Annotated in this window: 22 protein-coding genes; 18 read left to right on the top strand and 4 right to left on the bottom strand. The window is 42.6% G+C overall.

Annotated features, from left to right (window positions below; translation table 11 throughout):
- Nucleotides 1-69 precede the first annotated feature (69 nt).
- The 9 genes from AC4HCY_RS21055 (at nt 70) to AC4HCY_RS21015 (ending at nt 10,266) form a co-directional block, all read left to right on the top strand.
- On the top strand, nt 70-1,092 hold the full coding sequence (locus tag AC4HCY_RS21055) for a molybdopterin-binding protein (RefSeq protein WP_323433050.1): 1,023 nt from the start codon (nt 70-72) through the stop codon (nt 1,090-1,092).
- Nucleotides 1,093-1,424: 332 nt separating this feature from the next.
- Nucleotides 1,425-2,231, top strand: a complete 807-nt coding sequence (gene yqeB / locus AC4HCY_RS21050) for a selenium-dependent molybdenum cofactor biosynthesis protein YqeB (protein WP_491095104.1) — start codon at nt 1,425-1,427, stop codon at nt 2,229-2,231.
- Nucleotides 2,224-3,939 (top strand): PucR family transcriptional regulator, encoded by a 1,716-nt coding sequence (locus AC4HCY_RS21045; RefSeq protein ID WP_323433048.1) that lies wholly within the window; start codon nt 2,224-2,226, stop codon nt 3,937-3,939. Before yqeB ends, AC4HCY_RS21045 begins: the two co-directional genes overlap by 8 nt.
- Before the next feature lie 110 nt (nt 3,940-4,049).
- A complete protein-coding gene (locus AC4HCY_RS21040) occupies nt 4,050-4,943 on the top strand; it encodes an oxamate carbamoyltransferase subunit AllH family protein (RefSeq protein WP_491095103.1) in 894 nt (297 codons plus the stop codon).
- A gap of 82 nt (nt 4,944-5,025) precedes the next feature.
- Nucleotides 5,026-6,579 (top strand): acyl-CoA synthetase FdrA, encoded by a 1,554-nt coding sequence (gene fdrA, locus AC4HCY_RS21035; RefSeq protein WP_491095102.1) that lies wholly within the window; start codon nt 5,026-5,028, stop codon nt 6,577-6,579.
- A gap of 1 nt (nt 6,580) precedes the next feature.
- The gene (locus AC4HCY_RS21030) at nt 6,581-6,757 is read left to right on the top strand and encodes a fdrA domain protein (protein ID WP_255226588.1); all 177 of its coding nucleotides are present in this window, start codon (nt 6,581-6,583) and stop codon (nt 6,755-6,757) included.
- A gap of 146 nt (nt 6,758-6,903) precedes the next feature.
- On the top strand, nt 6,904-8,172 hold the full coding sequence (locus AC4HCY_RS21025) for a YlbE family protein (protein ID WP_491095101.1): 1,269 nt from the start codon (nt 6,904-6,906) through the stop codon (nt 8,170-8,172).
- A 17-nt stretch (nt 8,173-8,189) separates the two neighbouring features.
- Complete coding sequence (locus AC4HCY_RS21020; protein WP_323433044.1) at nt 8,190-9,380, top strand: CaiB/BaiF CoA transferase family protein; 1,191 nt, start codon at nt 8,190-8,192, stop codon at nt 9,378-9,380.
- Nucleotides 9,381-9,471: 91 nt separating this feature from the next.
- Nucleotides 9,472-10,266 carry a cyclase family protein gene (locus AC4HCY_RS21015; RefSeq protein WP_323433043.1) on the top strand — a complete coding sequence of 265 codons (795 nt, stop codon included), beginning with the start codon at nt 9,472-9,474 and terminating at the stop codon, nt 10,264-10,266.
- Nucleotides 10,267-10,307: 41 nt separating this feature from the next.
- On the opposite strand, the gene AC4HCY_RS21010 is transcribed toward AC4HCY_RS21015, so the two are convergent.
- A complete protein-coding gene (locus tag AC4HCY_RS21010; protein WP_491095100.1) occupies nt 10,308-10,442 on the bottom strand; it encodes a hypothetical protein in 135 nt (44 codons plus the stop codon).
- A gap of 90 nt (nt 10,443-10,532) precedes the next feature.
- Here AC4HCY_RS21010 and AC4HCY_RS21005 point away from each other — a divergent pair, with 90 nt between their 5' ends.
- The 9 genes from AC4HCY_RS21005 (at nt 10,533) to spoIIR (ending at nt 20,614) form a co-directional block, all read left to right on the top strand.
- Complete coding sequence (locus AC4HCY_RS21005; protein WP_323433041.1) at nt 10,533-12,110, top strand: DUF3794 and LysM peptidoglycan-binding domain-containing protein; 1,578 nt, start codon at nt 10,533-10,535, stop codon at nt 12,108-12,110.
- A gap of 307 nt (nt 12,111-12,417) precedes the next feature.
- Nucleotides 12,418-13,287 (top strand): 4-(cytidine 5'-diphospho)-2-C-methyl-D-erythritol kinase, encoded by an 870-nt coding sequence (ispE, locus tag AC4HCY_RS21000; protein WP_491095099.1) that lies wholly within the window; start codon nt 12,418-12,420, stop codon nt 13,285-13,287.
- Between the two features lie 17 nt (nt 13,288-13,304).
- On the top strand, nt 13,305-14,039 hold the full coding sequence (locus AC4HCY_RS20995; protein WP_491095098.1) for a nucleotidyltransferase family protein: 735 nt from the start codon (nt 13,305-13,307) through the stop codon (nt 14,037-14,039).
- Nucleotides 14,040-14,372: 333 nt separating this feature from the next.
- Nucleotides 14,373-15,560: a pyridoxal-phosphate-dependent aminotransferase family protein gene (locus tag AC4HCY_RS20990; RefSeq protein WP_491095097.1), complete on the top strand. Its 1,188-nt coding sequence runs from the start codon at nt 14,373-14,375 to the stop codon at nt 15,558-15,560.
- Nucleotides 15,561-15,793: 233 nt separating this feature from the next.
- Complete coding sequence (locus AC4HCY_RS20985; protein ID WP_491095096.1) at nt 15,794-16,006, top strand: CLC_0170 family protein; 213 nt, start codon at nt 15,794-15,796, stop codon at nt 16,004-16,006.
- Nucleotides 16,007-16,027: 21 nt separating this feature from the next.
- Nucleotides 16,028-17,614 carry a spore germination protein gene (locus AC4HCY_RS20980; protein WP_491095095.1) on the top strand — a complete coding sequence of 529 codons (1,587 nt, stop codon included), beginning with the start codon at nt 16,028-16,030 and terminating at the stop codon, nt 17,612-17,614.
- A complete protein-coding gene (locus AC4HCY_RS20975) occupies nt 17,598-18,698 on the top strand; it encodes a GerAB/ArcD/ProY family transporter (RefSeq protein WP_491095094.1) in 1,101 nt (366 codons plus the stop codon). The genes AC4HCY_RS20980 and AC4HCY_RS20975 overlap by 17 nt, the downstream gene beginning before the upstream one ends.
- Nucleotides 18,695-19,822: a Ger(x)C family spore germination protein gene (locus tag AC4HCY_RS20970; RefSeq protein ID WP_491095093.1), complete on the top strand. Its 1,128-nt coding sequence runs from the start codon at nt 18,695-18,697 to the stop codon at nt 19,820-19,822. Before AC4HCY_RS20975 ends, AC4HCY_RS20970 begins: the two co-directional genes overlap by 4 nt.
- A gap of 123 nt (nt 19,823-19,945) precedes the next feature.
- The gene (spoIIR, locus tag AC4HCY_RS20965) at nt 19,946-20,614 is read left to right on the top strand and encodes a stage II sporulation protein R (protein WP_491095092.1); all 669 of its coding nucleotides are present in this window, start codon (nt 19,946-19,948) and stop codon (nt 20,612-20,614) included.
- A gap of 119 nt (nt 20,615-20,733) precedes the next feature.
- On the opposite strand, the gene AC4HCY_RS20960 is transcribed toward spoIIR, so the two are convergent.
- The 3 genes from AC4HCY_RS20960 to AC4HCY_RS20950 are packed head-to-tail and all read right to left on the bottom strand — an operon-like array spanning nt 20,734 to nt 24,759.
- The gene (locus tag AC4HCY_RS20960; protein ID WP_491095091.1) at nt 20,734-22,410 is read right to left on the bottom strand and encodes a [FeFe] hydrogenase, group A; all 1,677 of its coding nucleotides are present in this window, start codon (nt 22,408-22,410) and stop codon (nt 20,734-20,736) included.
- Nucleotides 22,411-22,412: 2 nt separating this feature from the next.
- Nucleotides 22,413-24,284 (bottom strand): NADH-ubiquinone oxidoreductase-F iron-sulfur binding region domain-containing protein, encoded by a 1,872-nt coding sequence (locus AC4HCY_RS20955; RefSeq protein ID WP_491095090.1) that lies wholly within the window; start codon nt 24,282-24,284, stop codon nt 22,413-22,415.
- A complete protein-coding gene (locus AC4HCY_RS20950; protein ID WP_255226603.1) occupies nt 24,268-24,759 on the bottom strand; it encodes a complex I 24 kDa subunit family protein in 492 nt (163 codons plus the stop codon). The genes AC4HCY_RS20955 and AC4HCY_RS20950 overlap by 17 nt, the downstream gene beginning before the upstream one ends.
- Between the last annotated feature and the right edge of the window lie 4 nt (nt 24,760-24,763).

The following is a 24,763-nucleotide window of genomic DNA, read 5'->3' as shown; positions in this document are numbered from 1 at the left end:
ATATACATACTAATCACAAAAAAACGTAAGAAATTTGTTGCTAATTAACATAGAAGTGGAGGAACTGAAATGAAAAAGGTAAGAGTAGAAGACAGTATAGGCATGGTATTAGGTCATGATATGACAAAGATCATACCCGGTGATTTCAAAGGTGCCGCTTTTAAGAAAGGGCATATAATTACCGAGGCTGATATTGAAATACTGAAAAGCATGGGTAAGGATCATATATTTCTTCTTGAGCTCAACGAAAGTCAAATCCACGAAAACGAAGCAGCAGTGAGGCTCGCTAATGCAGCAGCCGGTGCAGGTATTGAGCTTACCGAGCCTGCGGAGGGTAAAGTGAGCTTCAAAGCCAAATATGACGGCTTGCTCAAGGTGCGCAAGGAGCTGCTCTATGAAATAAACAGCATTGAACATATCAGCATGGCATCACTTCAGGACAATACTCCTGTAAAGGCAGGACAGCTAGTAGCGGGCACCAGGATCATCCCTCTCGTAACCGAAAGATATAAGATAGAAGAGGTAGAAAAAAGCTGTAAGGGAGAAGAACCGGTCTTGCAGGTAAAACCCTTCAGAAGAATGAAAATGGGTGTTGTAATAACAGGTAATGAGGTGTTCTATGGACGCATAGAAGATAAATTTGCTCCTGTATTTAAAAAGAAAATGGAGGAATATGGGGCAGAACTCATTGGCATAAAGTTTGCTCCCGACGATGCGGAAAAGATAAAGACAGCGATTTTGGAACATTTTGAGAACGGTGCCGACGGAGTGGTAACAGGAGGCGGCATGTCCGTAGATCCCGATGATGTAACTCCGGAGGGGATAAAGCTCACCGGGGCGGAGGTAATAAGCTATGGGGCGCCGGTGCTGCCGGGAGCTATGTTTATGATTGCCTATTATGGGGATAAGCCCATCATGGGGCTCCCTGCCTGCGGCATGTACCATAAAACCACCATATTTGATTTGATCTTTCCCAGAGTGCTGGCGGGAGAAAGGATCAAAAGGCGTGATATAGCTGCACTCGGCTACGGAGGCCTCTGTACCCAATGCAAGGTATGCACTTATCCTGCATGCCACTTCGGAAAAGCATGATGTAGAACTCAGGATTAAGAGCTCAGAACTCAGGAGCCAGGGTATTCCTCTTAGGTCAGCCACTAGCTTCTAGCCACTAGCCTCTGGCATTAAGGTGTGCCTCTGGGGTCAAAGGTTACGGCTAAAACTGAAAGACACCGGAGGAAACCTGCTTCATGTCATTCTGAATGGAACGCAGTGAAATGAAGAATCTCATAGAAAGGTGATTACATGTACTGATGTATATATATTGAAGTGTTGTCCTATTGCATGTCATCCTGAGTGAGGCACGAAGGAAGGATCTCAGACCCGAAAGGAATACCCTAGGGTTCAAAATAGAAGGAGGAGAAAATATGCGAGAGCTCATAATAATTAGAGGAGCAGGGGATTTGGCCTCCGGCGTAGGCCATAGATTAAAAAGAAGCGGTTTTAGAGTAATAATGCTTGAAATAGAAAACCCTACTGTGATACGAAGGGCCGTATCCTTTGCTGCAGCTGTATTTGCAGGTGAAGCAGAGATTGAAGGCATAAAGGCCGTAAAGGCTGATACCCATCAAGAAGCTGCAGCCCTATCCCAAACAAATATGATACCTGTTTTGATAGATCCTATGGGCGAAAGCATCAGGACACTAGAACCTGATGGAGTGGTAGATTGTATCCTCGCCAAAAAGAATCTGGGTACAAACATATGTATGGCTCCTGCCGTTGTAGCAGCAGGGCCAGGCTTTACTGCGGGCATAGATGTCCATGCGGTGGTGGAGACCAATAGGGGCCACTATCTGGGAAGGGTCATATGGGACGGATCTGCAGAGCCTAATACCGGAACGCCGGGAAACATCGGAGGCTACTCAAAGGAAAGACTTATAAAAGCCCCTGCTCAAGGCAAAGTGAGGATAATAAGAGATATAGGCAGCATGGTTAAAGCAGGAGATCCCCTCTGTGAAATAGAGGGCAAATATGCTCTGGCAGCTATAGACGGACTGGTAAGAGGCATGATAATCGACGGCAGCCGGGTCTATGAAGGAATGAAGATAGGAGATGTAGACCCCAGGGGAAGCAAGGTAGACTATCGCACTATATCGGATAAGGCAAGAGCTATAGGAGGAGGGGTTTTGGAAGCCTTATTGAGCATTTTTGATAGGAGGGATATGGATGCTTAATGAAAGAGGAATAACCATAGAAGAACTGATGAAACATGATATAATGAAGGATGCGTTTGTAGCTGCAGGGGAAGGCGGCATATCAAAGGTCATAACCGGAGCTAATATAATGGAGGTGCCGGATATTCTGGAATGGGTTAAGCCCGGCGAGCTCCTGATAACCACTGCTTATTCCATAAAAGACGATAAAAATGCCCAAAAAAATCTTATCCCCCGACTCAACAGCAAAGGCTTGTCGGGCCTGGCTATAAAAACCAAGAGATATCTGGAAAAAATCCCTGAAATAATGGCGGAAGAAGCGAATAAGCTTGGCTTCCCAATCATTGAACTTCCCTATGACCTCTCTTTCTCAGATCTTATGAATTCCATACTTCTTGAAATTTATAACAAGCAAGCCGATGTTTTGATGAGAATGGATGAAATACATCAAAAGATAACTGATGTAGTATTGTCGGGCGGAGGCCTTAGAGAGATAGGGACAACCTTGCATTGCATAACCAAAAATCCCATTGTTATAAAAGATAATATATTTTCAAAATCTGTTCCTGTAGCCCCTGATGAAGAAAAGCTTATTCTGGAAAAAGAAATCAAGGGCGTGATGAAGGCAGAAAATGCCTATACAGATTTATGCCTTGATATTTCAGCGGAAGAGCCCTGCAAGAAGCTCAAGGACAGGGTGGACGGCAGAGAAATCTGCAGATGCATATTCCCGATAATAGCAGGCAAGAGGCTTTACGGGGAAATCCATATATGGGAACTGGATAAAAAGATTACTGCGGTTGATGTGAGAGCCATTCAATATGCATGTACGGTGGTAGCATTGGAGCTTATGAAGCAGATGACCATATTTGAAGTAGAGAGCAGGCATAAAAACGAATTTTTAGAAGGGCTTTTATCCCCTGATGAAAATATAAGATCTGCATCCGTAAGTAAAGCAGATATATTTGGCCTGGACTCGGACTATCAATATGCAGTATTTTTAATATACATCGATGATCTGGAAAGTTATTTTTATGACAGCCCCGGAGAAAACGGAACGAAATTCAAGAATAAACTCATAAAAACCATTGAAGTAGCCGTGAAGCTGAGCGGTATCAAAATTCTTTCAGGCTGTAAAGGCAATACTCTGACTATAGTTCTGGCTTTCAGGGATATTGACGAATCAAAGTGCATAAAAGATATGAGCATAGACATGGTCAGGAGAATAATTGATGCATTAAAGCAGAACTATAATTATATATCTCCTTACACAGGAATAGGCCGATGCTATGGGAAGCTCAATGATTTGTGGAAAAGCCTGGAGGAATCAAAAAAAGCCCTATCCTTTGCCAGAATCTTTAACAATGATAATATCATACATTACGATAATCTGGGAATTTTCAGGCTTCTTTGCATGGAGCACCAGGAATCTGAAATACGCAGGTTCTATAAAGAAAACGTGGAACCTCTCTGCGAATATGATGAGCAAAAAGACGGAGAACTGATAAGAACGCTGAAAATGTATTTTGAATGCAGCGGCAATCTTAAAAAGGTATCGGAAAAGATGTATATACACTACAATACAATACTCTATAGGATTCAGAAAATACAACAAATAACAAAATTAGATCTGGCTAATTCTAATGATAGGCTTAATTTGGAGGTAAGTTTGAAAATAATGAGCATCATTAATGATGCAGCATTTTCTTCACAAGAAAACGATGTATAAAGTGCATAAAAATAATAATATATTTAAGGGAAACTTCATAAAAAATATACAAAGGAATATGGAGTAAAATAAAGAATTACTTATACATGAACAAAATCCCATAGGAATAGGTGATTAAAACGGATCAGATTTGTGTTATCGACGCACTAAAGATCGGAGACGAAGTAGAAGATATACTAGAAAAATCCGATTCCAGGCTTAGGGTTCATTCTATTTTCGAGCATGCTATAAATTTAATAAATGACAGCGATTGGATAATAACTTTGCTCCCTGAAGGTTATCCGGCAGGGCCGCAAGCGGTTATTTTGACACAAGAGAATTTTGCAAGATTCAAAAGCTTAGGATTGGGAGCGGCAGATACATTCGACTTTAATAAGTTGATAGGCACAAAGAAATCCCAAATCATTTATAGAAGAAGCGGAGACAAACCGGTTCCTGAAGACATAATAAAAGCCGAAAGCAACAACACATATTTTGAAAGCTTATTAAGTCAAAAAGGAAATAAAAACGGATTGTTGGGTAAAGATAATATGTATTCCAGATATGCAGCGCCTATTTTAACGGAGTTTCAAACCCTTTTCCTGGAGCAAAGGTTTGACGAAGCAGGAGAGAAGCTCCTGGGACTGATAGGGCTCGGCCCTGGACTTACACCTTCCGGGGATGATTTTGTTCTCGGCGTTTTCGCTGCCATATATTCCTTTGGGATGAATAAAGATATTATCTCTAGCCTGAAGAATATAATGGCTCAGAAAGCAAAAAATAAGACCAACATAATCAGCTATAATATGCTGCGCCAGGGTGCAATGGGAGGCTTCATAGAATGGGCGGAGGATATGGCCGACGCAGTTATATACGGAGACCCGCAACAGATAGAAGCAGCTTTTTCCCGGATGCTGAAAATAGGCAGCAGTTCAGGATCGGACATTTCGGCAGGCATACTGTTTGGTATAACGAATATATTGGCCTTACTGAAACAGGAAACAGAAACCACTGAAAGTCACTGAAAGTTTCATAATATTAAACTTATGTGAAATTTTTGATTGAAACCCTAGAGGAATACCGCATAGAAAATAAGGAGGTAAAATAATGGCTTCTAAATGGCTCATAAAGGAAAATTCCTATTATGACTCTGTAACATTGATGATCATAACCAAAGAAATCGAAGCGAGAGACGATGTAGAAAATGCTGTTGTGGTCATGGGCACGGATCTTAACAAAGATTTGCTCAACAATGTAGGACTCTTAAATGATGAAATCAACAAAACTACAGCAAATGACCTTATCATCGCAGTCAGAATGAAGGATGAAAGCAAGTTTGATGAAATACTTGCCAAGGTAGATGAGCTGCTGAACAAAAGAAAATCCGATGCAGGCGAAGATTATACTCCTCCTACATTGGACAGCGCTATCAAATACATGCCGGATTCAAACATGGTAGTCATATCTCTTCCGGGAGCATATGCTGCTGCTGAGGCTAAAAAGGCGCTGGAAAATGATAAACACGTCATGCTTTTCAGCGATAACGTTACCATAGAACAGGAAAAGGAACTCAAAGAGCTGGCTGTATCCAAGGGGCTTCTGATGATGGGGCCTGACTGCGGTACTGCCATGATAAATCAGGTACCTCTTTGTTTCTGCAACAAGGTTAATAAGGGCAATATAGGAATTGTCGGAGCATCGGGTACAGGAACTCAAGAAATAATGGTTCAGGTAAACAGAATGGGCGGAGGCTGTTCTCAGGTAATAGGCACCGGAGGAAGAGATCTGAAAAAAGAAATAGGCGGCCTCATGATGACACTCGGTATACAAGCATTGGCAAACGATGACAATACAGATGTAATAGTGCTTGTTTCCAAGCCGCCGGCACTTGAAATTGCAGAAAAGGTTCTTCAGACACTTAAAGAATGCGGCAAAAAGGCAGTGGTAGATTTTATAGGCGGAGATGACGAGCTCATAAAAAAATATGGCTTCATAGCAGCGAGCAGCTTGGAAGATGCGGCCTATAAGGCAGTAGCATTGGCAAAAGGTGAAGAGCCCAAGGATGCGCCAATATTTACTGAATCTGAAGATAAGATAGATAAATTAGCAGCTAAAGAAAGAGAAAAGCTTGCATCAAACCAAAAATACCTAAGAGGCTTATACTCGGGCGGAACTCTCTGTGATGAAACACTGAAGCTTTTCACTAAGGAATTCGGCGGGATATACTCCAATATACCCCTCACTCCTGAATACAAATTGGAAGACAACAAGAAAAGCTATAAGCATACCGCATTAGACCTTGGAGACGACGAATTCACAGTAGGAAGGCCTCATCCTATGATAGACTCCTATATGAGACAGCAAATGATAGTAAAAGAGGCAGAAGACAGCGAAATGGCAGTTCTCATCATGGATGTGGTACTTGGCTACGGCTCCAACGAAGACCCTGCAGGAAGCCTTGCAGATCACATAAAGCTGGCAAAGAAAAAATTTGCCGATAGAGGGCAATACCTCTGCGTAGTGGCATATGTATGCGGTACAAAAGCTGACCCTCAAAGCTATGACGAACAGGTTAAAAAGCTGGAAGACGCAGGAGCAGTGCTGATGCCCAGCAATGCTCAGTCCATAAGATTTGCAATGAAGGTAGTAAGGGGGTTATAAAATGTTGAAGGTAAATGAGCTTTTCAAAGAAGAACTAAAGGTAATAAACATGGGACTCCGATCCTTCGCAAATGACGTAAAATCCCAAGACGTGCCTGTAATACATGTAGACTGGAGACCCGTTGCAGGAGGCAACAAAAAGCTCTCATCCCTGCTCTCCAGACTCAAAAGCAAGTAGGAGACGAGGAGACGGAAAACACGGATTAACACTGAAAGGGAAGCTGATAAGAAGTCAGAGGCACAGTTCAAATCTCAAGCCTCGTGCCCCGAGCCAATACCCAAAAGAAATACCATAAAGTTATAAAATATAAGGGAGGAATACAATTGGCAAATATCGAACAATTAATAGAGCAAGCCAATAAAAAAGCTCTTGAAATCATCCAAAACGGCCAACCTACACTAGTAGACGTATCAACAGCAGGGGAAGCAATCCCCGGAATGACTAAAAAATCCATATTCCATGCAGGCCCGCCATGCAAATGGGAAAACATGAGCGGTCCGTTAAAAGGTGCGATAATGGGTGCCTTAATATATGAAGGCCTGGCTAAAGATGGAGAAGAAGCAGAAAAGCTTGCAGCATCAGGAGAAATCGAATTCGGTTCCTGCCACGAGCACAGCTCAGTCGGACCTATGGCAGGTGTTACTTCTTACTCAATGCCTGTTTGGGTGCTCCAAAACAAAGCCTATGGCAATTACTCCTATTGCAACATGAATGAAGGCTTGGGCAAAGCTTTGAGATTCGGTGCGTTTGGACCTGAAGTAATTGAAAGATTGAAATGGATGGAAAAAGTTCTGGGTCCTATTCTTAAGGAAGCTATAAAGCTTCATGGGCCATATGATTTAAAGACAATGATAGCTCAGATGATCCAAATGGGTGATGAAGGCCACAATAGAAACAAAGCCGGCACTTCCCTGTTCATCAGAGAGTTTGCACCATATATAGTTGAAACCAGCTTCTCACAAAAAGATAAGGCCGATGTATTGAAATTCATGAACGGCAATGACCACTTTGTGCTTAACCTCACGATGCCTGCCGCAAAATGCACGCTTGAAGCTGCAAAGGGGATCAAATACAGCACAATAGTTTATACAATGTCAAGAAACGGCACAGAATTCGGTATAAGAGTATCAGGATTAGGCGACAGATGGTTCACAGCACAGGCAAACTATATCAAGGGCTTGTATTTCCCCGGCTTCTCCGAAAAAGATGCCAACAGGGACATCGGCGACAGCTGTATAACAGAAACATGCAGCTACGGCGGATTTGCAATGGCAGCTGCTCCTGCAATAGTATTATTTGTAGGCGGCACACCAAAGGATGCTATAAACTACTCAACAAGTATGTATGAAATAACAACAGAAGAAAACAAAATGTATAATATACCCGCGTTAAACTTCAGAGGAACACCCACAGGCATCGACATAAGAAAAGTTGTAGAAACAGGTATACTTCCTATAATCAATACAGGTATGGCACACAAGGATCCGGGCGTTGGTCAGGTTGGTGCCGGACTTGTTAATCCTCCTATGAAATGCTTTGAAGATGCATTGGAAGCATTTGTAGAGGAACTGGAAAAGGAAGGACTTGCATAACTCAGGAGGTGTAATTTATGAGAAAGCCCCTTGAACACATTAAAGTGCTGGACTTTACAAGAGTCCTTGCAGGGCCCTACTGCACCATGATCCTGGCAAATATGGGTGCAGAAATCATAAAGATTGAAAGACCCGGCAGCGGTGACGACTCAAGAGACTTCGGCCCGTTTATGAATGGACAAAGCGCTTACTTCGTAAGCATAAACAGAGGCAAAAAGAGCATAGCACTTGACCTTAAATCCCCCAAAGCCATAGAACTGGTAAAAGAACTGGTAAAAGAAGTAGACATAGTTGCAGAAAACTTCAGGCCGGGCACCATGGAAAAGCTGGGATTGGGCTATGAAGAACTCAAAAAGATAAACCCGAAGCTCATATTTGCTACCATGTCCGGCTTCGGGCAAACAGGACCATACTCTAAAAGACCTGCCTATGACATGATAGTACAAGGAATGGGCGGGATAATGAGCATAACCGGAGAAGAAGGCGGAGACCCGGTCAGGGTAGGAACCTCCATTGGAGACATAACAGCCGGTATGTTTGGAACCATAGGCATACTCGCCGCCTTAGTGGACAGGGACATAAGCGGAGAAGGCCGCATGGTTGACGTAGCCATGCTGGATGGGCAGCTATCTATACTGGAAAACGCCATATCCAGATACACTGCTACCGGAGAAATACCAAAACCACTAGGAGCGAGACACCCATCCATAGCACCCTTTGAAGCCTATAAAACCAAGGACAGCTATGTGATAGTAGCCTGCGGAAATGACGCACTCTGGGAAAAATTCTGCAAGCTGACAAGCAGGGAAGACCTGTTAGCCATGGACGAATTCAAAACTAACCCTGACAGGGTTAAAAACGTCCGCAAACTGAAAGAATACATGACTGAAATATTCGGACAAAAGACGACGGCGGAATGGGATGAATACCTCAATAAGAACGGAATACCCTGCAGTGCCATAAACACGGTAGATAAGCTGTTCACCGACCCGCAAGTCACAGCGAGAAAAATGCTTGTTGAAGTGGAACAACCCGGAGCAGGCAAGATAAAGATAGCAGGGAACCCTATAAAGCTATCTGGCCTTGAAGAAGAAATTCCAAAGGATCCGGCTCCTCAAATAGGAGAGCACAGCGAGCTGATACTCAAGAAATACCTCGGCTATACCGATGAACAAATAGCTGAACTCAAAAAACAAAACATCATATAACACTAGCTAATAAGTGCGAAGAATATGGTCTTATGGGCCATATTCCAAGCGCACTTATAAATATAAAATAGTATAATAGGAGGTAAGCTTAATGATTAAAAATTGGGAAAACGTTAAAATCTATGACCTTTCACAACCAATAAGCCATCTTACACCACCATGGCCAACTTATGAGCCTTTGCAGATTAAATTCTTCAAGAGACTTTCTCCTAACGGAGCCAATGGTCAATTGATAACAACCTCAAACCACGTTGGAACTCACCTGGATGGTCCTCTTCACTTCGACACATCAGGAAGAGATATAGCATCCTTGGAATTAGAAAAATTAGTAGCACCTGGAGTAGTTGTTGACTTATCAGATATAGCAGAAGACTTCTCAATCTACACACCAAAGGACATCATGGACAGAGTGGAAGTTAAAAAAGGCGATATACTCATAATCAACACAGGCTATCATAAATATGGCTGGGATCAGCCAACAGCTGATGAAAGAAGATACATGCTGAGACACCCGGGTCCAAGCCTGGATTTCGTTCAGTGGGTAAGAGACATGGAAATCAAATGGATCGGTGTTGACTGCGGATCTGCAGACCATCCGATGAACACAAAGATAAGAGATTGGGAACCAAGAGAAGCAGCAGCATGCGACAAATATTTAAAAGGAAAATATGGCAAGAGCTTGGAAGAATTATATCCATGGCCGGAACACTATCAGGCTATGCATATAGAATTGTTCTGCAAGCCATATGAAGCAATCCATGCAGAGAACTTAGGCGGAGATATAGACAAGGTTCTCAACAAGAGACTTGTAATCGGCTGCTTCCCATGGAAATTCGTAGGCGGCGAATCCAGCATCTGCAGAATAGTAGCATTCGATCAAGAATAAGATATAAAAAAATGAGCTATCGGAGAATTGTCTCCGATAGCTCATTTTTTATGGAACTCAGGATTGAGAGCTACAAACCCAAAAATGCCGTGACTTTTTACTCCTGTCATCCTGAGGGCGTGCCCGAAGGATCTTGGACCCAAAAGGAATACCCAATGCGGGCTACTTTTTGTCATAAAACCTTATCCTCCTCATATACATAGATATAGAACATAGCTATGCCCAGCCATTGGAAAATCAAATTATTTATAGGAGGAGGAAAGCGGATGCCTGTTGAGCTAATAAAAAATCCTTTGAAGTTATGCAGGATAATTGGAGAAGAAGTGTCCAGCACTGTCGTGGAAGAAGACATAAACGTACCCGATGTAAGCCCTGATGTGTATAAAATACTATACCCCTCTGCGCGAGTCATAATAAAAGACTCAGAGACGGCAGGGGATAAAGTGATGATAGACGGCCAAGTGCTCATAAACATTTTATACGCCGCTGATTCAGAAGGCAGACCTCTAAACTGCATCAATATCTCTGCAGATTTCAACCATCCCATTGAAATGCCCGGCGTAAAACCTCGCATGAAAGAATGGATAGACGCTGTAGTACAACATGTGGAATGTAAGATAATAAACTCAAGAAAAGTCAGGATTAGAGTAATAATGGACATAAATTGCATGGTTGAAGATATATTTGACATGGAATTGCCCACAGATGCCAGAGGTTCATCGGACATACAGGTATTGAAGGAAAGTCTCAATGCTAAGGAACTCACCGGACTCACCAAGGACAAATATACCATAAAAGAGGAAATGGAGATGGGTTCGGATAAACCTGCAGTCGATGAAGTCCTGAAAACAGATTTCAAGGCCTCGGTCAAGAATTGCGAGACTATGGAAGGAAAACTTCAGATAAACGGTATTTTATGCTTTACCATGCTGTATAAATCGATGGATGCAGGCTCCGTAGAAAGCTATGAAGGAGAAATTCCTTTCTCAGAGTACATAGAAATTCCCGAAGCAGAAAGCAATATGGACAGCACGGCAGACCTGCAGCTCAAGGACTGCTATGTGGATGTATCTGAAAATGAAGAAGGCGAAAATAAGAAAATCTCCATAAATGCTAACATGGATTTGACAGGTAAAACCTATAAAGACGCAGAACCGGAGATCATAAGCGACCTTTACAGCCCTGCTTCAGAGCTCAATATAGAGAAGCTTAGCTATGAGTTCAACGAATTTATGGGCAGAGGTAACAGCAGCACTGTATTGAAGGAAAGCATAAATATCAAGCCCAAAAGCCCCGAAGTAGAAAAAGTGTGCTGCATGGATGCCAAGGTGATAGTAAATGAAGTAAAAGTAATGGATGATAAGGTTGCTGTAGAAGGCATAGTAGATGTAGACTGCATATATACCTCTTCCTTCAGCGGAGAACCTATGAATGTTTTGAAGGAACAATATCCATTCAAAGCAGTTCTGGATATGGATAATGTGAAGACAGAAATGTACGCCAAGGCAGCATGCAAGGTTGAGAACATCAGCTTCTCTGTCCTCAGCAGCACTGTCATTGATTTCAGAATAATCATAAATACAGTGGTCGATGTATATAAAAAGAAGACCAAGAAGATCATTGACAAAGTAGAAGAAAAAGAAGGAATAGCGCTGGACTACAACACCCTGCCTGCGGTAACTGTATATGTGGTAGGGAAAAATGATACGCTCTGGAAGGTTGCCAAAAAATATAACACCACAGTAGATGCCATAGCAAAGCTGAACAAGATTGAGAATCCGGATAATATCCACGAAGGCGACAAGATCCTCATAATGAAGAATATGAGACTTTCAGGCAAATAAAGCTATGAGATATAAAAATAGTGAGCTTTTTATAGGCTCACTATTTTTATGTCTCTCATCAGCCACTAGCCGCGGGCGTTACGCTTCGTTAACTTACTCTAAGGTTCTTTACAAAATTCCTGCTTAGATATGAGATTAGTTAAAACAAGAGTCTTAATTGACTTCCCTTCCGTGTTAATCTGTGAAAAAATCCGTGTCTTTCAGTGTTCGCCGTAACCTTTGACCCCAGAGTTCTATCACATAGGAATACCCAAAACTTAACTTGTGTATTATAATATAAGTAGCAATAAATTGGAGCGTGATAAGCATGAAATATACTCAAAAAGCACCGGCAAAGATAAATCTTGCAATAGATGTACTGCGCAAAAGACCTGACGGCTTTCACGATGTCATCATGATAATGCAGTCTATAGCACTATATGACACTATAAAACTGAAGCCTGTTCACGGAGGCAAGATTACCGTTACCTCCAATTCTCGCTGTATCCCTGAGGGCAGCACTAATATAGCATATAAAACCGCTGAATTCCTAAGGAACAAGTATAATGTAAAAGATGGAGCAGAAATATATATAGAGAAAAATATACCCGTATCTGCCGGCCTGGCAGGCGGGAGCACGGATGCAGCCGCAGTGCTCAATCTTCTGGACAAAGCCTGGAGTCTCAAGCTGACTAAGACAGAGATATTGGAAGCTGCAAAAAGATTGGGCTCCGATGTTCCGTTCTGTGTATCGGGAGGCACAGCTCTGGCTGAGGGCCTGGGGGAAAAGCTGACTCCTCTTAAGGCTATGCCCGAATCATATATACTTCTTGCCAAGCCGGATATAGATATTTCAACCCAAGAAGTATATGAAGGCATAGATATGGAGGAAATACTTGAAAGACCGGATATAGATGCCATGATCAGGGCCATAAATGAAGGCAGCCTGCACAAGATTGGAGAGAACTTATCTAATGTTCTGGAGTATGTAACTGTTAAAAAATGCCCCCTTATATCCGATATCAAAGCGAAACTGATGGAATACGGAGCCTTGGGCAGTGTCATGAGCGGCAGCGGCCCCACCGTATTTGGGCTCTTCGATGATCAATCCCTTGCATATAATGCTTATGACCATATAAAGCACATGGTCAACGAGATATTTGTGGTGAAACCTTTGCCCGATTGGGAAAATCTATAGCACGGGAGGAACTAGAGATGAATGCCATTGTACTTGCAGGTGAAAAAAAGGGAGAAAAAGCAAATGCAATAGAAAATAAGGCATTGCTCAAAATCAATGATAAATACATGATAGATTACGTATTGGACAGTCTGAGGAAGGTACCTCAAATAGACAAGATTGCTGTAGTAGGGGATGAAGAGCAATTATCCGGAGCTATAGCAAATAAAGTCGATTATATCATCCAGGGGACAGACTCTATTATAGAGAATATCATGATTGCCTTGGATTGCTTTACCGGTGACAAAGAAATATTGCTTCTCACCTGTGATATTCCCATGATCACCCATGAAGCCCTAGAGCATTTCATCAAAAATGCAAGAGAAAAAAATGCAGACCTATGCTACTCTATAGTTGAAAAAAGCTTAAATGATGAAAGATATCCGGAAGTCAAGAGGACCTACGCAAAGCTAAAGGAAGGTGAATTTACCGGGGGAAACGTATTTTATTTTAATCCGGAAATAAAGGAGCGATGCATGGATTTTGCCGACCAGATGCTGAAGTTCAGAAAAAGCCCTGCTAAGATGGCCGGGATATTAGGATTTGTTTTTCTGATAAAGCTTGCATTAGGAATCCTTACCATAGACGCTATAAAGAAAAAATGCGACAAACTGCTCAATATAAACGCTGCAGTGGTCATATCCCCTTATCCTGAAATAGGAAATGATGTGGACAAAATATCGGATATAGAATTTGTGAAAAAATACTTATAATTCAATAAGTAGAATGGTATATATATCTGGGCAAGTCGGGGGACGGAAACCATGACCTCAGCGGGCTACCCTAGCTCTCGCGACACGCAACTCGAAGCTCGAAATTTTTATATATTCCGCTGCAGTAAAATAGCATCCATGTATAGACTATACGTGACTATACATGGATGCTATTGTTTATAGAGCTTATCAATTTATACTTCCAATGGAAGCTTTTTTATTTTTTTGTCCGGATTAAGAAGGTATTTTTGATTTCATGTAGAATATATTTACTAATATTAAATATATATTTACCAATAGTAAATATGATAATTATATCAAGGAGGAATTGCTATGAAAAAAGAATACAAACAACTGGCTCCGGACTATAGACTCTTATTGGGCCCCGGACCCGTAGAGGTCTCTCCAAGAGTGCTGAATGCCATGTCGAAGCCCTTATATGGTCATTTGGATCATAAATTTTTGGACATTGCCAATGAGACAATGGAATTGCTGAGATATGCTTTTCAGACTGAAAATAGGATGACCTTGCCCATGTCAGGCACAGGAAGTGCAGGTATGGAGACCGTAATGGTAAATCTGCTTGAGCCCGGAGATTCTGCTATTGTATGTGTCAGCGGAGTGTTCGGCCAAAGGCTGAGGGATATGGCAGGCAGATGCGGTGCGAAAGTCATAAGCGTAGAAGCACCATGGGGTGAAATAATCGATCCTGAAAAAGTAAGGGAAGCTTTCAAAAACAACAGCAATATTAAATTGGTTGCAATAGTCCATGCTGAAACTTCAACGGGAGTCAAGCAGCCTTTGGAGGAAATATCAAGGATCGCAAAAGAAAATGACGCCCTTTTAGTGGTAGATGCAGTCACTTCATTGGGAGGCACTGATTTAAAAATAGACGAATGGGGTATTGACGCTTGCTACAGCGGCACTCAAAAAGCATTGAGCTGTCCTCCGGGACTATCTCCTGTAACTTTTGGCAAAAAAGCTATTGATGCATTAAATAACAGAAAAACAAAAGTGAACAGCTGGTATCTGGACTTAAGCATGATTCAAAACTACTGGGGACAGGAGAGAACTTATCACCATACTGCACCTATAAATATGATATATGGATTGAGAGAAGCTCTGCTGATGGTTTATGAAGAAGGTTTGGAAGAAAGGTTTAAAAGGCATCAGCTGAATTCAGACGCTTTTGTGGCCGGTGCGGAAGCAATGGGATTAAAAATGATAGTGAAGAACAAAGAGCACAGGCTTCCTACGCTCAATGCGGTCAGCATACCTGAAGGCGTTGAAGATGCAGCAGTAAGAAAATATTTATTAGAGAAATACGGCATTGAAATCGGCGGAGGACTTGGAGACTTTAAAGGCAAAGCTTGGAGAATCGGGCTTATGGGAGAATCTTCAAGCAGGAATAATGTGATACTCCTGCTGGGGGCGATGGGCGATGCATTCATGGCTCAAGGGCATAAGGCCGATGTTGGAGCTGCAATTACAGCAGCGCTAAACGTATACCAAAAATGCTAAGCATTTTTCTGGTTAAGGGGTGCGCAGCCTAGGGTCACTTCTATGGGGTCTTGTTACGGGGTTCGAGTATTAGGGCAGAGCTTCGAAGTGTTGCTTTAGATGTCCGCACCTCGTGCCTCGTACCCCGACCCCAGCGGCCAGCAATTAAAATTATGTATATAAAAACCACAGCCTGCAAAAGCTAACTGGAGACTTAGTCTAGCTGAGGATGTTTGCGGAAAGGCTGTGGTTTTGTGTTCCATGGATTTTTAATAGGTATAAAGGATATAACGGATTTCACTGTTCTTGGAGTCATGATCCTTATAGCAATATTTGGATTTTTCGTAGATAGGCCCGCTTTTAAAAGGCAAGGGCTTATAAAGGATGCCAAAATCACATCCGTCATCAGCATGGTTTTGGTTGTATCAGCTGTAGCAATGGCTTTAATAGCTAAATTAGCAAAGTAGATTTAAATTGAGGTGATACTTATGCTCCTGTTTGGTAAAAAGAAAAAAATACAGGAAAATGAAAGAGAAAAAATTCAAAGCACAGACTCTCTTGAAGTTAATATAGCCAAGGTTAAAGAGCTCCTGAAGGATTGCGATGATGTAGTATATAAAGAATTTGTGGTGGGAGTGGAACAGAAGCTTAGGTTCACCGTTGTCTATATAGACGGCATGATAGACAGTCGCAAATTAGATAATTCGGTGCTCAATCCTTTGATGATACAAGCGAGATATATACCTCCCGAAGCCCCTAAGCTGTCGGATAAGCTCTATGAGCTGGTGCGCTACGGTACTATCCCCGCTTCGGAGTTAAAGGAATCAGAGGATTTAAATGAAGCAATCCTGGATATCCTTATAGGTGATGCGGTACTATTCATCGACGGTACCAGAACCTTGATAACCATAAGCGTCAAGGGATGGCCATCAAGAAGTGTAAATGAGCCTACCACAGAATCAGTCATACGCGGGCCCAGAGACGGCTTTGTAGAGACCTTCAGAATGAATACTGCTTTGGTCAGAAGAAGGATCAGAGACCATAAGCTGAAGCTGAAGCAGCTCAGAATAGGAAAAAGAAGTCACACGGATATAGGAGTATTTTATATAGAAGACATAGCAAAGCCGGAATTAGTGGATGAAGTATTCAGAAGGCTTAAAAGCATAGAGATAGATGCAGTTTTAGATAGCGGTTATATAGAGCAGCTCATAGAGGATGATCCCTATTCACCCTTCCCGCAGATACTGGCATCTGAGAGACCGGATCACGTTGCAGCAGATCTTTATGAGGGTAAAGTAGTAGTTTTGGTGGACAATTCTCCAACGGGTCTAATCATACCATCTACATTTAACAGTATGTTTCAATCTCCGGAAGATTATTATGATAGATGGATTATCGCCACAGTATTGAGAATTATAAGATACGCAGCAAGCCTTATTGCCATGATCCTCCCCTCCCTGTATATATCTCTTACCTCATATAATACGGGTATACTTCCTACTAAGCTGGTGTTATCCATAGCCGCCTCCAGAGAAGGAGTGCCCTTTCCTGCCATAGTAGAAGCTTTTATAATGGAGGGAACATTGGAGTTGCTAAGAGAAGCAGGTATAAGACTTCCCGCACCCATAGGCAATGCCATAGGCATTGTAGGCGGTCTGGTAATAGGTGAGGCAGCAGTCAGGGCAGGCATAGTAAGCCCTATAATGGTAATAATCGTTGCCATAACCGCAATCGCATCCTTTGCCAACCCGAGCTACAATCTGAGCGTAGGCTTCAGGCTGCTGAGGTTCAGTCTGATGCTAATATCTGGAATATTGGGTTTATATGGCCTGGCGCTGGGGCTGATAATAATATTTACTCATATGGCGCGGCTGAAAAGCTTCAATGTACCGTATTTGACGCCATTTGTGGCCATAGAACCCAGTGATTTCAAGGATACCATATACAGGGCTCCCACATATAAGATGATCAAAAGGCCTCCTCTTACCTCAAAAAATGTAGTCCGAATGAGAAACAACAGGCCTGTTATAAATGACAAAGCCAAAGGAGGCACGAAGGATGATAAGAGACAATGATATCATAAGCCCTTATCAAATAGCTATGATAACCATTATGACAATAGTCGGGGTAGGCATATTTTCACTGCCCTCACAGCTGGCCAAAACTGCCGGCACCGATGCCTGGTTTATTATTATAATAGGCGGCATCATAAACATGATAGCGTTATATATTATATTGGTCCTTGCCAATAGATTTCCGGGCAGAACCTTTCCTGAATTCACGGGGGAAATAATAGGCAAGATTCCTGCTATTTTGCTAAATCTTATATATGCCATATACTTTACAATTTTTATAGCTTATGAAGCCCGCTTATTAAATGAGGTCGTAAAAATATTTCTTCTATTCAGAACACCCTCTGAGGTCATAATAATAAGCCTTATTTTGGTATGCACCTATGCGGTAAGGGGAGGAGTGGAATGCATAGGAAGGGTCATGGAGCTATTCTTCCCTATTCTCTTCATACCCTTGTTTTTCATATTGCTTCCCGGCATGGCGGAATTTAAAATGACCAATATGCTGCCTGTTTTTCAGGATATCCCATCCAAGATATTGCTCTCTATCCCTATCATGTCCTTGAGCTTTGCCGGCTATGAAGTACTGCTTTTTTATATCGGCTTTATGGATAAACCCAATAAAGCTTATCTAAGCGCTACAATTGCCATGGCTTTCATAACACTATCCTATGTAGTGATCACTGTATTGTGTTTTTCCGTATATGGTGAAAATCTGATAAAAGGCTTGCAGTGGTCTCTTCTCGGATATGTTAGATCCATAAACCTGCCCGGGCTCTTTATAGAAAGGCTGGATGGTGTAATGCTGGGCATATGGGTCTTCACCGTGTTTACCACAATGGTATCCTTCTATTTTGCCCTTACTTATTCATTGTCAAAGATTTTTGGCGCAAGCGAGCAAAAGCAGTTTGTCCTGCCTATGGTACCTTTAATATATTATATTTCTTTGATACCGGAGAATGTTGCTCAGATAAATAAATACAGCGTGTATATATTTCAATATCTTGGCAGGGTATTGATATTTATAGTGCCTCCTATTCTGCTTATTATAGCAAAGCTCAGAAAGAAGGGGGGCATGAAGGCATGAAAAGGCTGAAGCTGCTTACCTTAATACTTATATGCACAGCAGCTTTATCCGGCTGTTGGGACAAAATTGAAATAGATGAAAGAGCCTTTGTATTGTCCTTGGGCGTAGATAAGGCACCTGAAAATGCGGAAAGCTCGGAAAAATACTTGATAACCTTCGTCAATCCTGATACCGCCGAAGCAAAGGAAGGAAAAGTGCTTGATTTTGTAACCTATGATACTCTTGCTTCCTCCTACAATATAGGAGTTACTAAGCTTCTTCAGAGGTTTTCAAAAATTCACAGCTATGATCATACTAAGGTGCTCATATTTGGGGAAGATCTATTGACAGATGCAAATCTTGTAAAGGATGTTCTCGATGCCTTCGGCAGAGGCCATCAGTTCAATTCCAGCATGCTGGTGTATATGACTCCCGGCAAGGCTGCTGATATATTTAAGATCAAGCCCAAGATGAAAAGCCTTCTGGCCTTTTATATAACCGGCATAGCCGATAATGAAAGATTAGCAGCACGAATAGGAAGATTGACTTTTCTCGAGTTTACCAAGCAACTGGCTGACAATCATGGAGATGCGGTCATACCCAGCTTAGTACCTTCCGCCGATGGATTGACCACTCAATATTTGGGCATCATAAAGGACTTCAAGCATACAGGTCATCTGGATGAAAAAGAGACAATAGCATATAAATGGCTCAATGGCAGGGCGAAAGGCGGAGTCATAGAAATGAATCATGGCGCTTACTCATCTCCTTTTACCTATTTCACCTTCAAAAGAAGAATCAATCTGGATAAGGTGGAGGGCGGGAAGATTTATCTTATTTACAATCTGGAGACAGAGGGTTCTATAGAAGAATACAGGCTTGGCAGCAAGCTTATGGATGAGAAAACGCTGAAACAGCTTGAAAAAGAATTGGAAAACATCATAGAGAGAGATTGCAAAGACTTGATAAAAAAAATGCAGGAAGAATACACTGTTGACCTTCTGGGAGTTAGAGAGTATCTATACAAATATCATACTAAGCTCTATAAAAGCATAGAAAAGGATTTTGAAGAATTCTTTCAGAGGAATGTGGTAATAAATGTCCAGGCCGATGCAAAGATCAGAAGGATAGGAAAAACAGAATAATAAGGGATAATTTGTATAGCAAGACAATCTGATGGTTATAATGTAATTGTAGGGAACGCATTTCATGCGTTCTGCAGATGGTGTACTTGTGACTAGCAACTAATTCTTACAAGGAGGATTGACATGAAATATAAAATCATATCTTTTATACTGGTTGTCTTCTTCATATACGGCATGCTCATGAATTTGCATATTAATCAGGACTCCATTCTGGGAGACATCAAGGATAAAATAATAAGGCTTCATGTAGTTGCCAACAGTGATTCTCCTGAAGATCAAGCTTTAAAGCTTCAGATAAGAGACGTAATAATAAAAGAACTGGAACCAAAGCTCAAGAATCTGAAAAATCAAGATGAAGTAAAAAAGCTCATATGCGATAATATGGAAAAGCTAAAAAAAGCTTCGGAAGAGGAAATGCGGAGACTGGGAGAAAACTTTCCTATAGATATTGAACTGGGTACCTTTGAATTCCCTACCAAGGTTTATGGACCGCTTACCTTCCCTGCCGGCTCCTATCAAGCATTAAATGTAAAGATAGGTATGGCCCAAGGAAAAAACTGGTGGTGTGTCATGTTCCCGCCGCTGTGTTTCGTGGATATAGCCCAGGGAGTGGTTTCTGATAAATCCATAGAGGATTTTAAGGAATTGCTGGATGAGGAAGAACTGGAGCTTTTGAGATCCGGAGAAAGAGACGGCAAGAAAACTGTAAAAGTAAAGTTCAAGCTGGTTGAGATGGCCAAGGATTTGAATAAGAATATAGCAAAGATAATCAAAGCAGCAGACGGAAAATAGAACTCAGAGCTCAGAGCTCAGAACTCAGGAAATTAGGGTATTTCTCCCCCCAAGACCCCGGAGGAATACGCTGAGGCCATGGGCTAGAAGCTAGAAGCCACTAGCCCATGGCTCATATATTATTTATTATGGAGCATTTCGTGGCTATCCTCGCTCATGTTTCTATAAAGCGATATGATTGAAGGATTCTCCTCAGAAGTCTTGATCTGAGATACTCTATCTGCCTTATAGAGGCCTTTTGCTCTTTCTTCTTTTGACGAAGCAGAGCTTGCCAAAGGCTGGCCGGCACCGCCAATGCAGCCTCCAGGGCATGCCATTACCTCTACGAAATCATATTCAACTTCCCCGCTTTGTATGGATTTAATGAGCCTGTTGGCATTCTCAAGGCCGTTAACTATGGCCAGCTTGATGATTTTGCCATCCAGCTCTATCTGGGTTTCCTTTATGCCTTCCATGCCTCTTACATCGTCGAAGGACAGACTCTTTAGGTGCAAAGCGGTTTTGTGCTGATATAACCTTCTCAGCACTGCTTCCGATACTCCGCCGGTCACGCCGAATATCACACCGGCGCCGCTGGCCATACCGAAGGGCATATCAAAGGAATCAGGCTCCAATTCGCTAAACTGCAGACCGGCTTCCTTTATCATCATGATCAATTCCTGAGTAGTGATCACTGCATCTATATCCTTTTCACCGGAATTTGAGAACTCCGGTCTTTTGGCTTCATATTTCTTGGCAGTGCAAGGCATTATCGAAACTATAAAGGTGGACCTTCCATCCTCTGAGCCTCTATAATGCTGCTTAACGACAGAGCCAAACATTTGCTGGGGTGAGCGGCAGCTGGAGATGTTGTCCAGAAGCTCCGGATATCTGTTCTCTGCATGCTTCACCCAGGCAGGACAGCAGGAAGTAAATAATGGCATTTTCCCTCCGGAAGATAATCTTTCTGCAAATTCCTTGCTCTCTTCCATGACTGTAAGGTCGGCGGCAAAAGCCGTATCATATACCTCATCAAAGCCAAGCCTGTGAAGCGCTGCTACGATTTTGCCCGTCACTGCCTCCCCCGGATCAAGGCCAAAAGCCTCGCCCAGAGCCACCCTTACCGCAGGAGCTATCTGAGCTACAACCCTTTTCTTTTTATCATATAAGGCTTTCCATACCTCATCCGTATCATTTTTTATAAGCAAAGCGCCTGTGGGGCAAACCGTAATGCACTGGCCGCAATTTACGCAATCAACCTCTCCGAGCTTCTTATCGAAGGCAGGAACGATCTTAATATTTGAACCTCTATTGGCAAACCCGAGAACGCCTACGCCCTGTACTTCCTCACACATTCTCACGCAGTCTCCGCACATGATGCATTTATTGGGGTCCCTTACCACAGAGGTGCTGCTGTCATCGATAGGAAGCCTTCCATTCTTGGTATCAAATCTGACCTTCCTCACTCCAAAGCGTCTTGCCAACTCCTGCAGCTTGCACTGATTGTTTTTCTCACATACGGTGCAATCACGATGATGACTGGACAGCAGCAGCTCTAAAATCATACGCCTGTGCTTCTGAAGCTTGGGTGTGTTGGTGAAGATTTCCATGCCATCCTTAGGAGGGGTTGAACAGGATGTAGATATATTTCCCCGCTTATCTTCCACTATGCACATTCTGCAAGCTCCGTAAACGCTGAGATCAGAATGGTAGCAAAAAGTAGGGAGTTCTATGCCGGCTTTTCTTATGACTTCCAGAACATGCTGCTCTCCGTCAAACTGAACCTTTTGACCATCAATTATCATAGTACCCTTCATGACTAAACCTCCTTAATAGCAGAAAATGGACAAATCTTTATGCATGCACCGCATTTTATGCACTTGCTCGCATTTATTCTAAAGGGCTCCTTCAGCTTGCCCTCTATAGCGCTTACGGGACAAGACTTTGCGCATTTGCTGCAGCCCTTGCACAAATCTTTATTTATAGCTATGCTCTTCAAAGCTTTGCAGGTTCCGGTAGGACATCTCTTGTCCACCACATGGGCAATATATTCATCTCTGAAATGCTTCAAAGTGCTTACCACAGGATTGGAAGCTGTTTTGCCCAAGCCGCACAAGGAAGTCTCGCTTATGGTATCTGCCAATTCCTCCAGCAGGGCAAGATCCTCCATGGAGCCCTTGCCTTCCACTATGCGCTCCAGTATATCCAGCATGGTCTTTGTTCCTACTCTGCAAGGCACGCATTTGCCGCAGGATTCATTCTGGGTAAAATTCATAAAAAATCTTGCAACCTCTACCATGCAGGTATCCTCATCCATGACCACCAGGCCGCCGGAGCCTATCATAGCCCCTTCCTTTTTCAATGAATCAAAATCCAGAGGCATATCAAGATGTTCCTCAGTGAGGCAAGCTCCCGAAGGACCGCCTATTTGAACCGCCTTGAATTTTTTATTGCCTTTTATGCCTCCGCCGGTCTCAAAGATTACATCTCTTAAGGTAGCGCCCATGGGCACCTCGATCAATCCGGTATTGTTTACATTTCCTGTAACGGCAAAGGCTTTTGTACCGGGGCTCTTCTCCGTGCCTATGGTTTTAAACCAGCTGCTTCCGTTATTCAATATGCTGGGCACGTTGGCGAAGGTCTCAACATTGTTCAGCACTGTAGGCTTGCCCCAAAGCCCGGCTTCTACCGTCCTGGGAGGCTTAACCCTCGGCATCCCTCTCTCACCCTCTATAGAAGTTGTAAGAGCGCTTCCTTCACCGCAAACAAATGCTCCGGCTCCCTGATTTATGTGAATATCAAAGCTGAAACCCGAATTCAATATGTTTTTTCCCAAAAGACCGTATTTGCGGGCGCTTTCCAGAGCAAGATTCAATCGCTTAACGGCCAGGGGATATTCCGCTCTCACATATACATAGCCCTCTGTGCTGCGGGTAGCCACGGCTGCAATAAGCATGCCTTCTATTATTCTATGGGAATCCCCTTCCATAAGGCTTCTATCCATGAAAGCTCCCGGGTCTCCCTCATCTCCGTTGCACACCACATATTTGACAGGGCTATTCTGAGATAATACTTGAAACCATTTTTTACCTGTCGGAAACCCGCCGCCGCCTCGTCCCCTCAAGCCTGAATCGGAAATTTCCTGACATATATCTTCCGGCTCCATATCGAAAACGGCCTTATAGAAAGCTCTATATCCGCCTTTGGCTATATATTCCTTTATAGACTCTGCATCAATATGCCCGCAGTGTTCCAGAACTAATCTTGTCTGATTCTTGTAAAAAGGTATGGATTCCTGCTGCGGATATATTTCTCCGTTCTGGGAATACATCAATCTCACGATAGGAACACCGTTTATGATCGTTTCATTTACGATCTCTTCGCAATCCTCCAGCCTGACCTGCAAATAAAGAAGATTATCAGGCTCGATCCTTACCAAGGGCCCCATCTCGCAAAAACCATGGCAGCCGCTTTTACTCACGCCTATACCGCAGTTATCTTCTGTAAACTCAATTTCAGCCAAAAGCCCTTTAGCCTCTATAAGGCTTTTTATCTTTTCATAGATTTCTATGGAACCGCTGGATACGCATCCTGTTCCGGCGCATATCAGAACCTTTTTGTTCTGCCTTTGGAGAGCTTCCTCACATAGCTTGGAAAATTCCTTAAAATCTGCTTTATTGCGCAACTTCATGTAAAGCTTCCTCCTTCAGAGTATTTAATATTTCCGTAACCGCATCAGGAGTCATTTTAGCGTACACCTTGTCGTTTATTGTGATTACAGGGGCAAGTCCGCAGGCTCCCAAACAGGATACTGTTTCTACGGTAAACATAAGGTCGTCTGTAGTATGTTTTTTATCGCTCAGGTGGAGATTGTCTCTTAGTGCATTAAGTATGGGAATTGATTTTCTTACATGACAGGCAGTACCATCGCAAACTCTGATTATATATCTGCCTTTAGGCTCCAGGGAAAAGTTTTCGTAGAAGGTTGCCACGCTGTATACCTTTGCAGGAGTGATCTCCATTTGAGCTGCTATGTATTTTAATATGTCTTCGGGCAAATATCTGTATTCCTTCTGTACTTCTTGCAAGATAGCTATCAATGCGGATTTTCTTTTGTTGTGCTTCCTTAGGATTTCATTGACATTTTCCAGTTGACGGGTTGTCATAAAT

Source organism: Lutispora sp. QWL-02 (assembly GCF_058315355.1).
The sequence above is the reverse complement of the archived record's forward strand: the minus strand, read 5'-3'. Positions and strand labels throughout refer to the sequence as shown.

Excerpts from the sequence above, each read along its gene's own strand:
- yqeB (WP_491095104.1), top strand. The coding sequence starts at position 1,425 with ATGCGAGAGCTCATAATAATTAGAGGAGCAGGGGATTTGGCCTCCGGC.
- AC4HCY_RS20950 (WP_255226603.1), bottom strand. The coding sequence starts at position 24,759 with ATGACAACCCGTCAACTGGAAAATGTCAATGAAATCCTAAGGAAGCAC.
- AC4HCY_RS21015 (WP_323433043.1), top strand. The coding sequence starts at position 9,472 with ATGATTAAAAATTGGGAAAACGTTAAAATCTATGACCTTTCACAACCA.
- AC4HCY_RS21045 (WP_323433048.1), top strand. The coding sequence starts at position 2,224 with ATGCTTAATGAAAGAGGAATAACCATAGAAGAACTGATGAAACATGAT.
- AC4HCY_RS20955 (WP_491095090.1), bottom strand. The coding sequence starts at position 24,284 with ATGAAGTTGCGCAATAAAGCAGATTTTAAGGAATTTTCCAAGCTATGT.
- ispE (WP_491095099.1), top strand. The coding sequence starts at position 12,418 with ATGAAATATACTCAAAAAGCACCGGCAAAGATAAATCTTGCAATAGAT.
- spoIIR (WP_491095092.1), top strand. The coding sequence starts at position 19,946 with ATGAAATATAAAATCATATCTTTTATACTGGTTGTCTTCTTCATATAC.
- AC4HCY_RS20980 (WP_491095095.1), top strand. The coding sequence starts at position 16,028 with ATGCTCCTGTTTGGTAAAAAGAAAAAAATACAGGAAAATGAAAGAGAA.
- AC4HCY_RS20995 (WP_491095098.1), top strand. The coding sequence starts at position 13,305 with ATGAATGCCATTGTACTTGCAGGTGAAAAAAAGGGAGAAAAAGCAAAT.
- AC4HCY_RS21055 (WP_323433050.1), top strand. The coding sequence starts at position 70 with ATGAAAAAGGTAAGAGTAGAAGACAGTATAGGCATGGTATTAGGTCAT.
- AC4HCY_RS21005 (WP_323433041.1), top strand. The coding sequence starts at position 10,533 with ATGCCTGTTGAGCTAATAAAAAATCCTTTGAAGTTATGCAGGATAATT.
- AC4HCY_RS21020 (WP_323433044.1), top strand. The coding sequence starts at position 8,190 with ATGAGAAAGCCCCTTGAACACATTAAAGTGCTGGACTTTACAAGAGTC.
- AC4HCY_RS21030 (WP_255226588.1), top strand. The coding sequence starts at position 6,581 with ATGTTGAAGGTAAATGAGCTTTTCAAAGAAGAACTAAAGGTAATAAAC.
- AC4HCY_RS21010 (WP_491095100.1), bottom strand. The coding sequence starts at position 10,442 with ATGACAAAAAGTAGCCCGCATTGGGTATTCCTTTTGGGTCCAAGATCC.
- AC4HCY_RS20960 (WP_491095091.1), bottom strand. The coding sequence starts at position 22,410 with ATGAAGGGTACTATGATAATTGATGGTCAAAAGGTTCAGTTTGACGGA.
- AC4HCY_RS20990 (WP_491095097.1), top strand. The coding sequence starts at position 14,373 with ATGAAAAAAGAATACAAACAACTGGCTCCGGACTATAGACTCTTATTG.
- fdrA (WP_491095102.1), top strand. The coding sequence starts at position 5,026 with ATGGCTTCTAAATGGCTCATAAAGGAAAATTCCTATTATGACTCTGTA.
- AC4HCY_RS20975 (WP_491095094.1), top strand. The coding sequence starts at position 17,598 with ATGATAAGAGACAATGATATCATAAGCCCTTATCAAATAGCTATGATA.
- AC4HCY_RS20970 (WP_491095093.1), top strand. The coding sequence starts at position 18,695 with ATGAAAAGGCTGAAGCTGCTTACCTTAATACTTATATGCACAGCAGCT.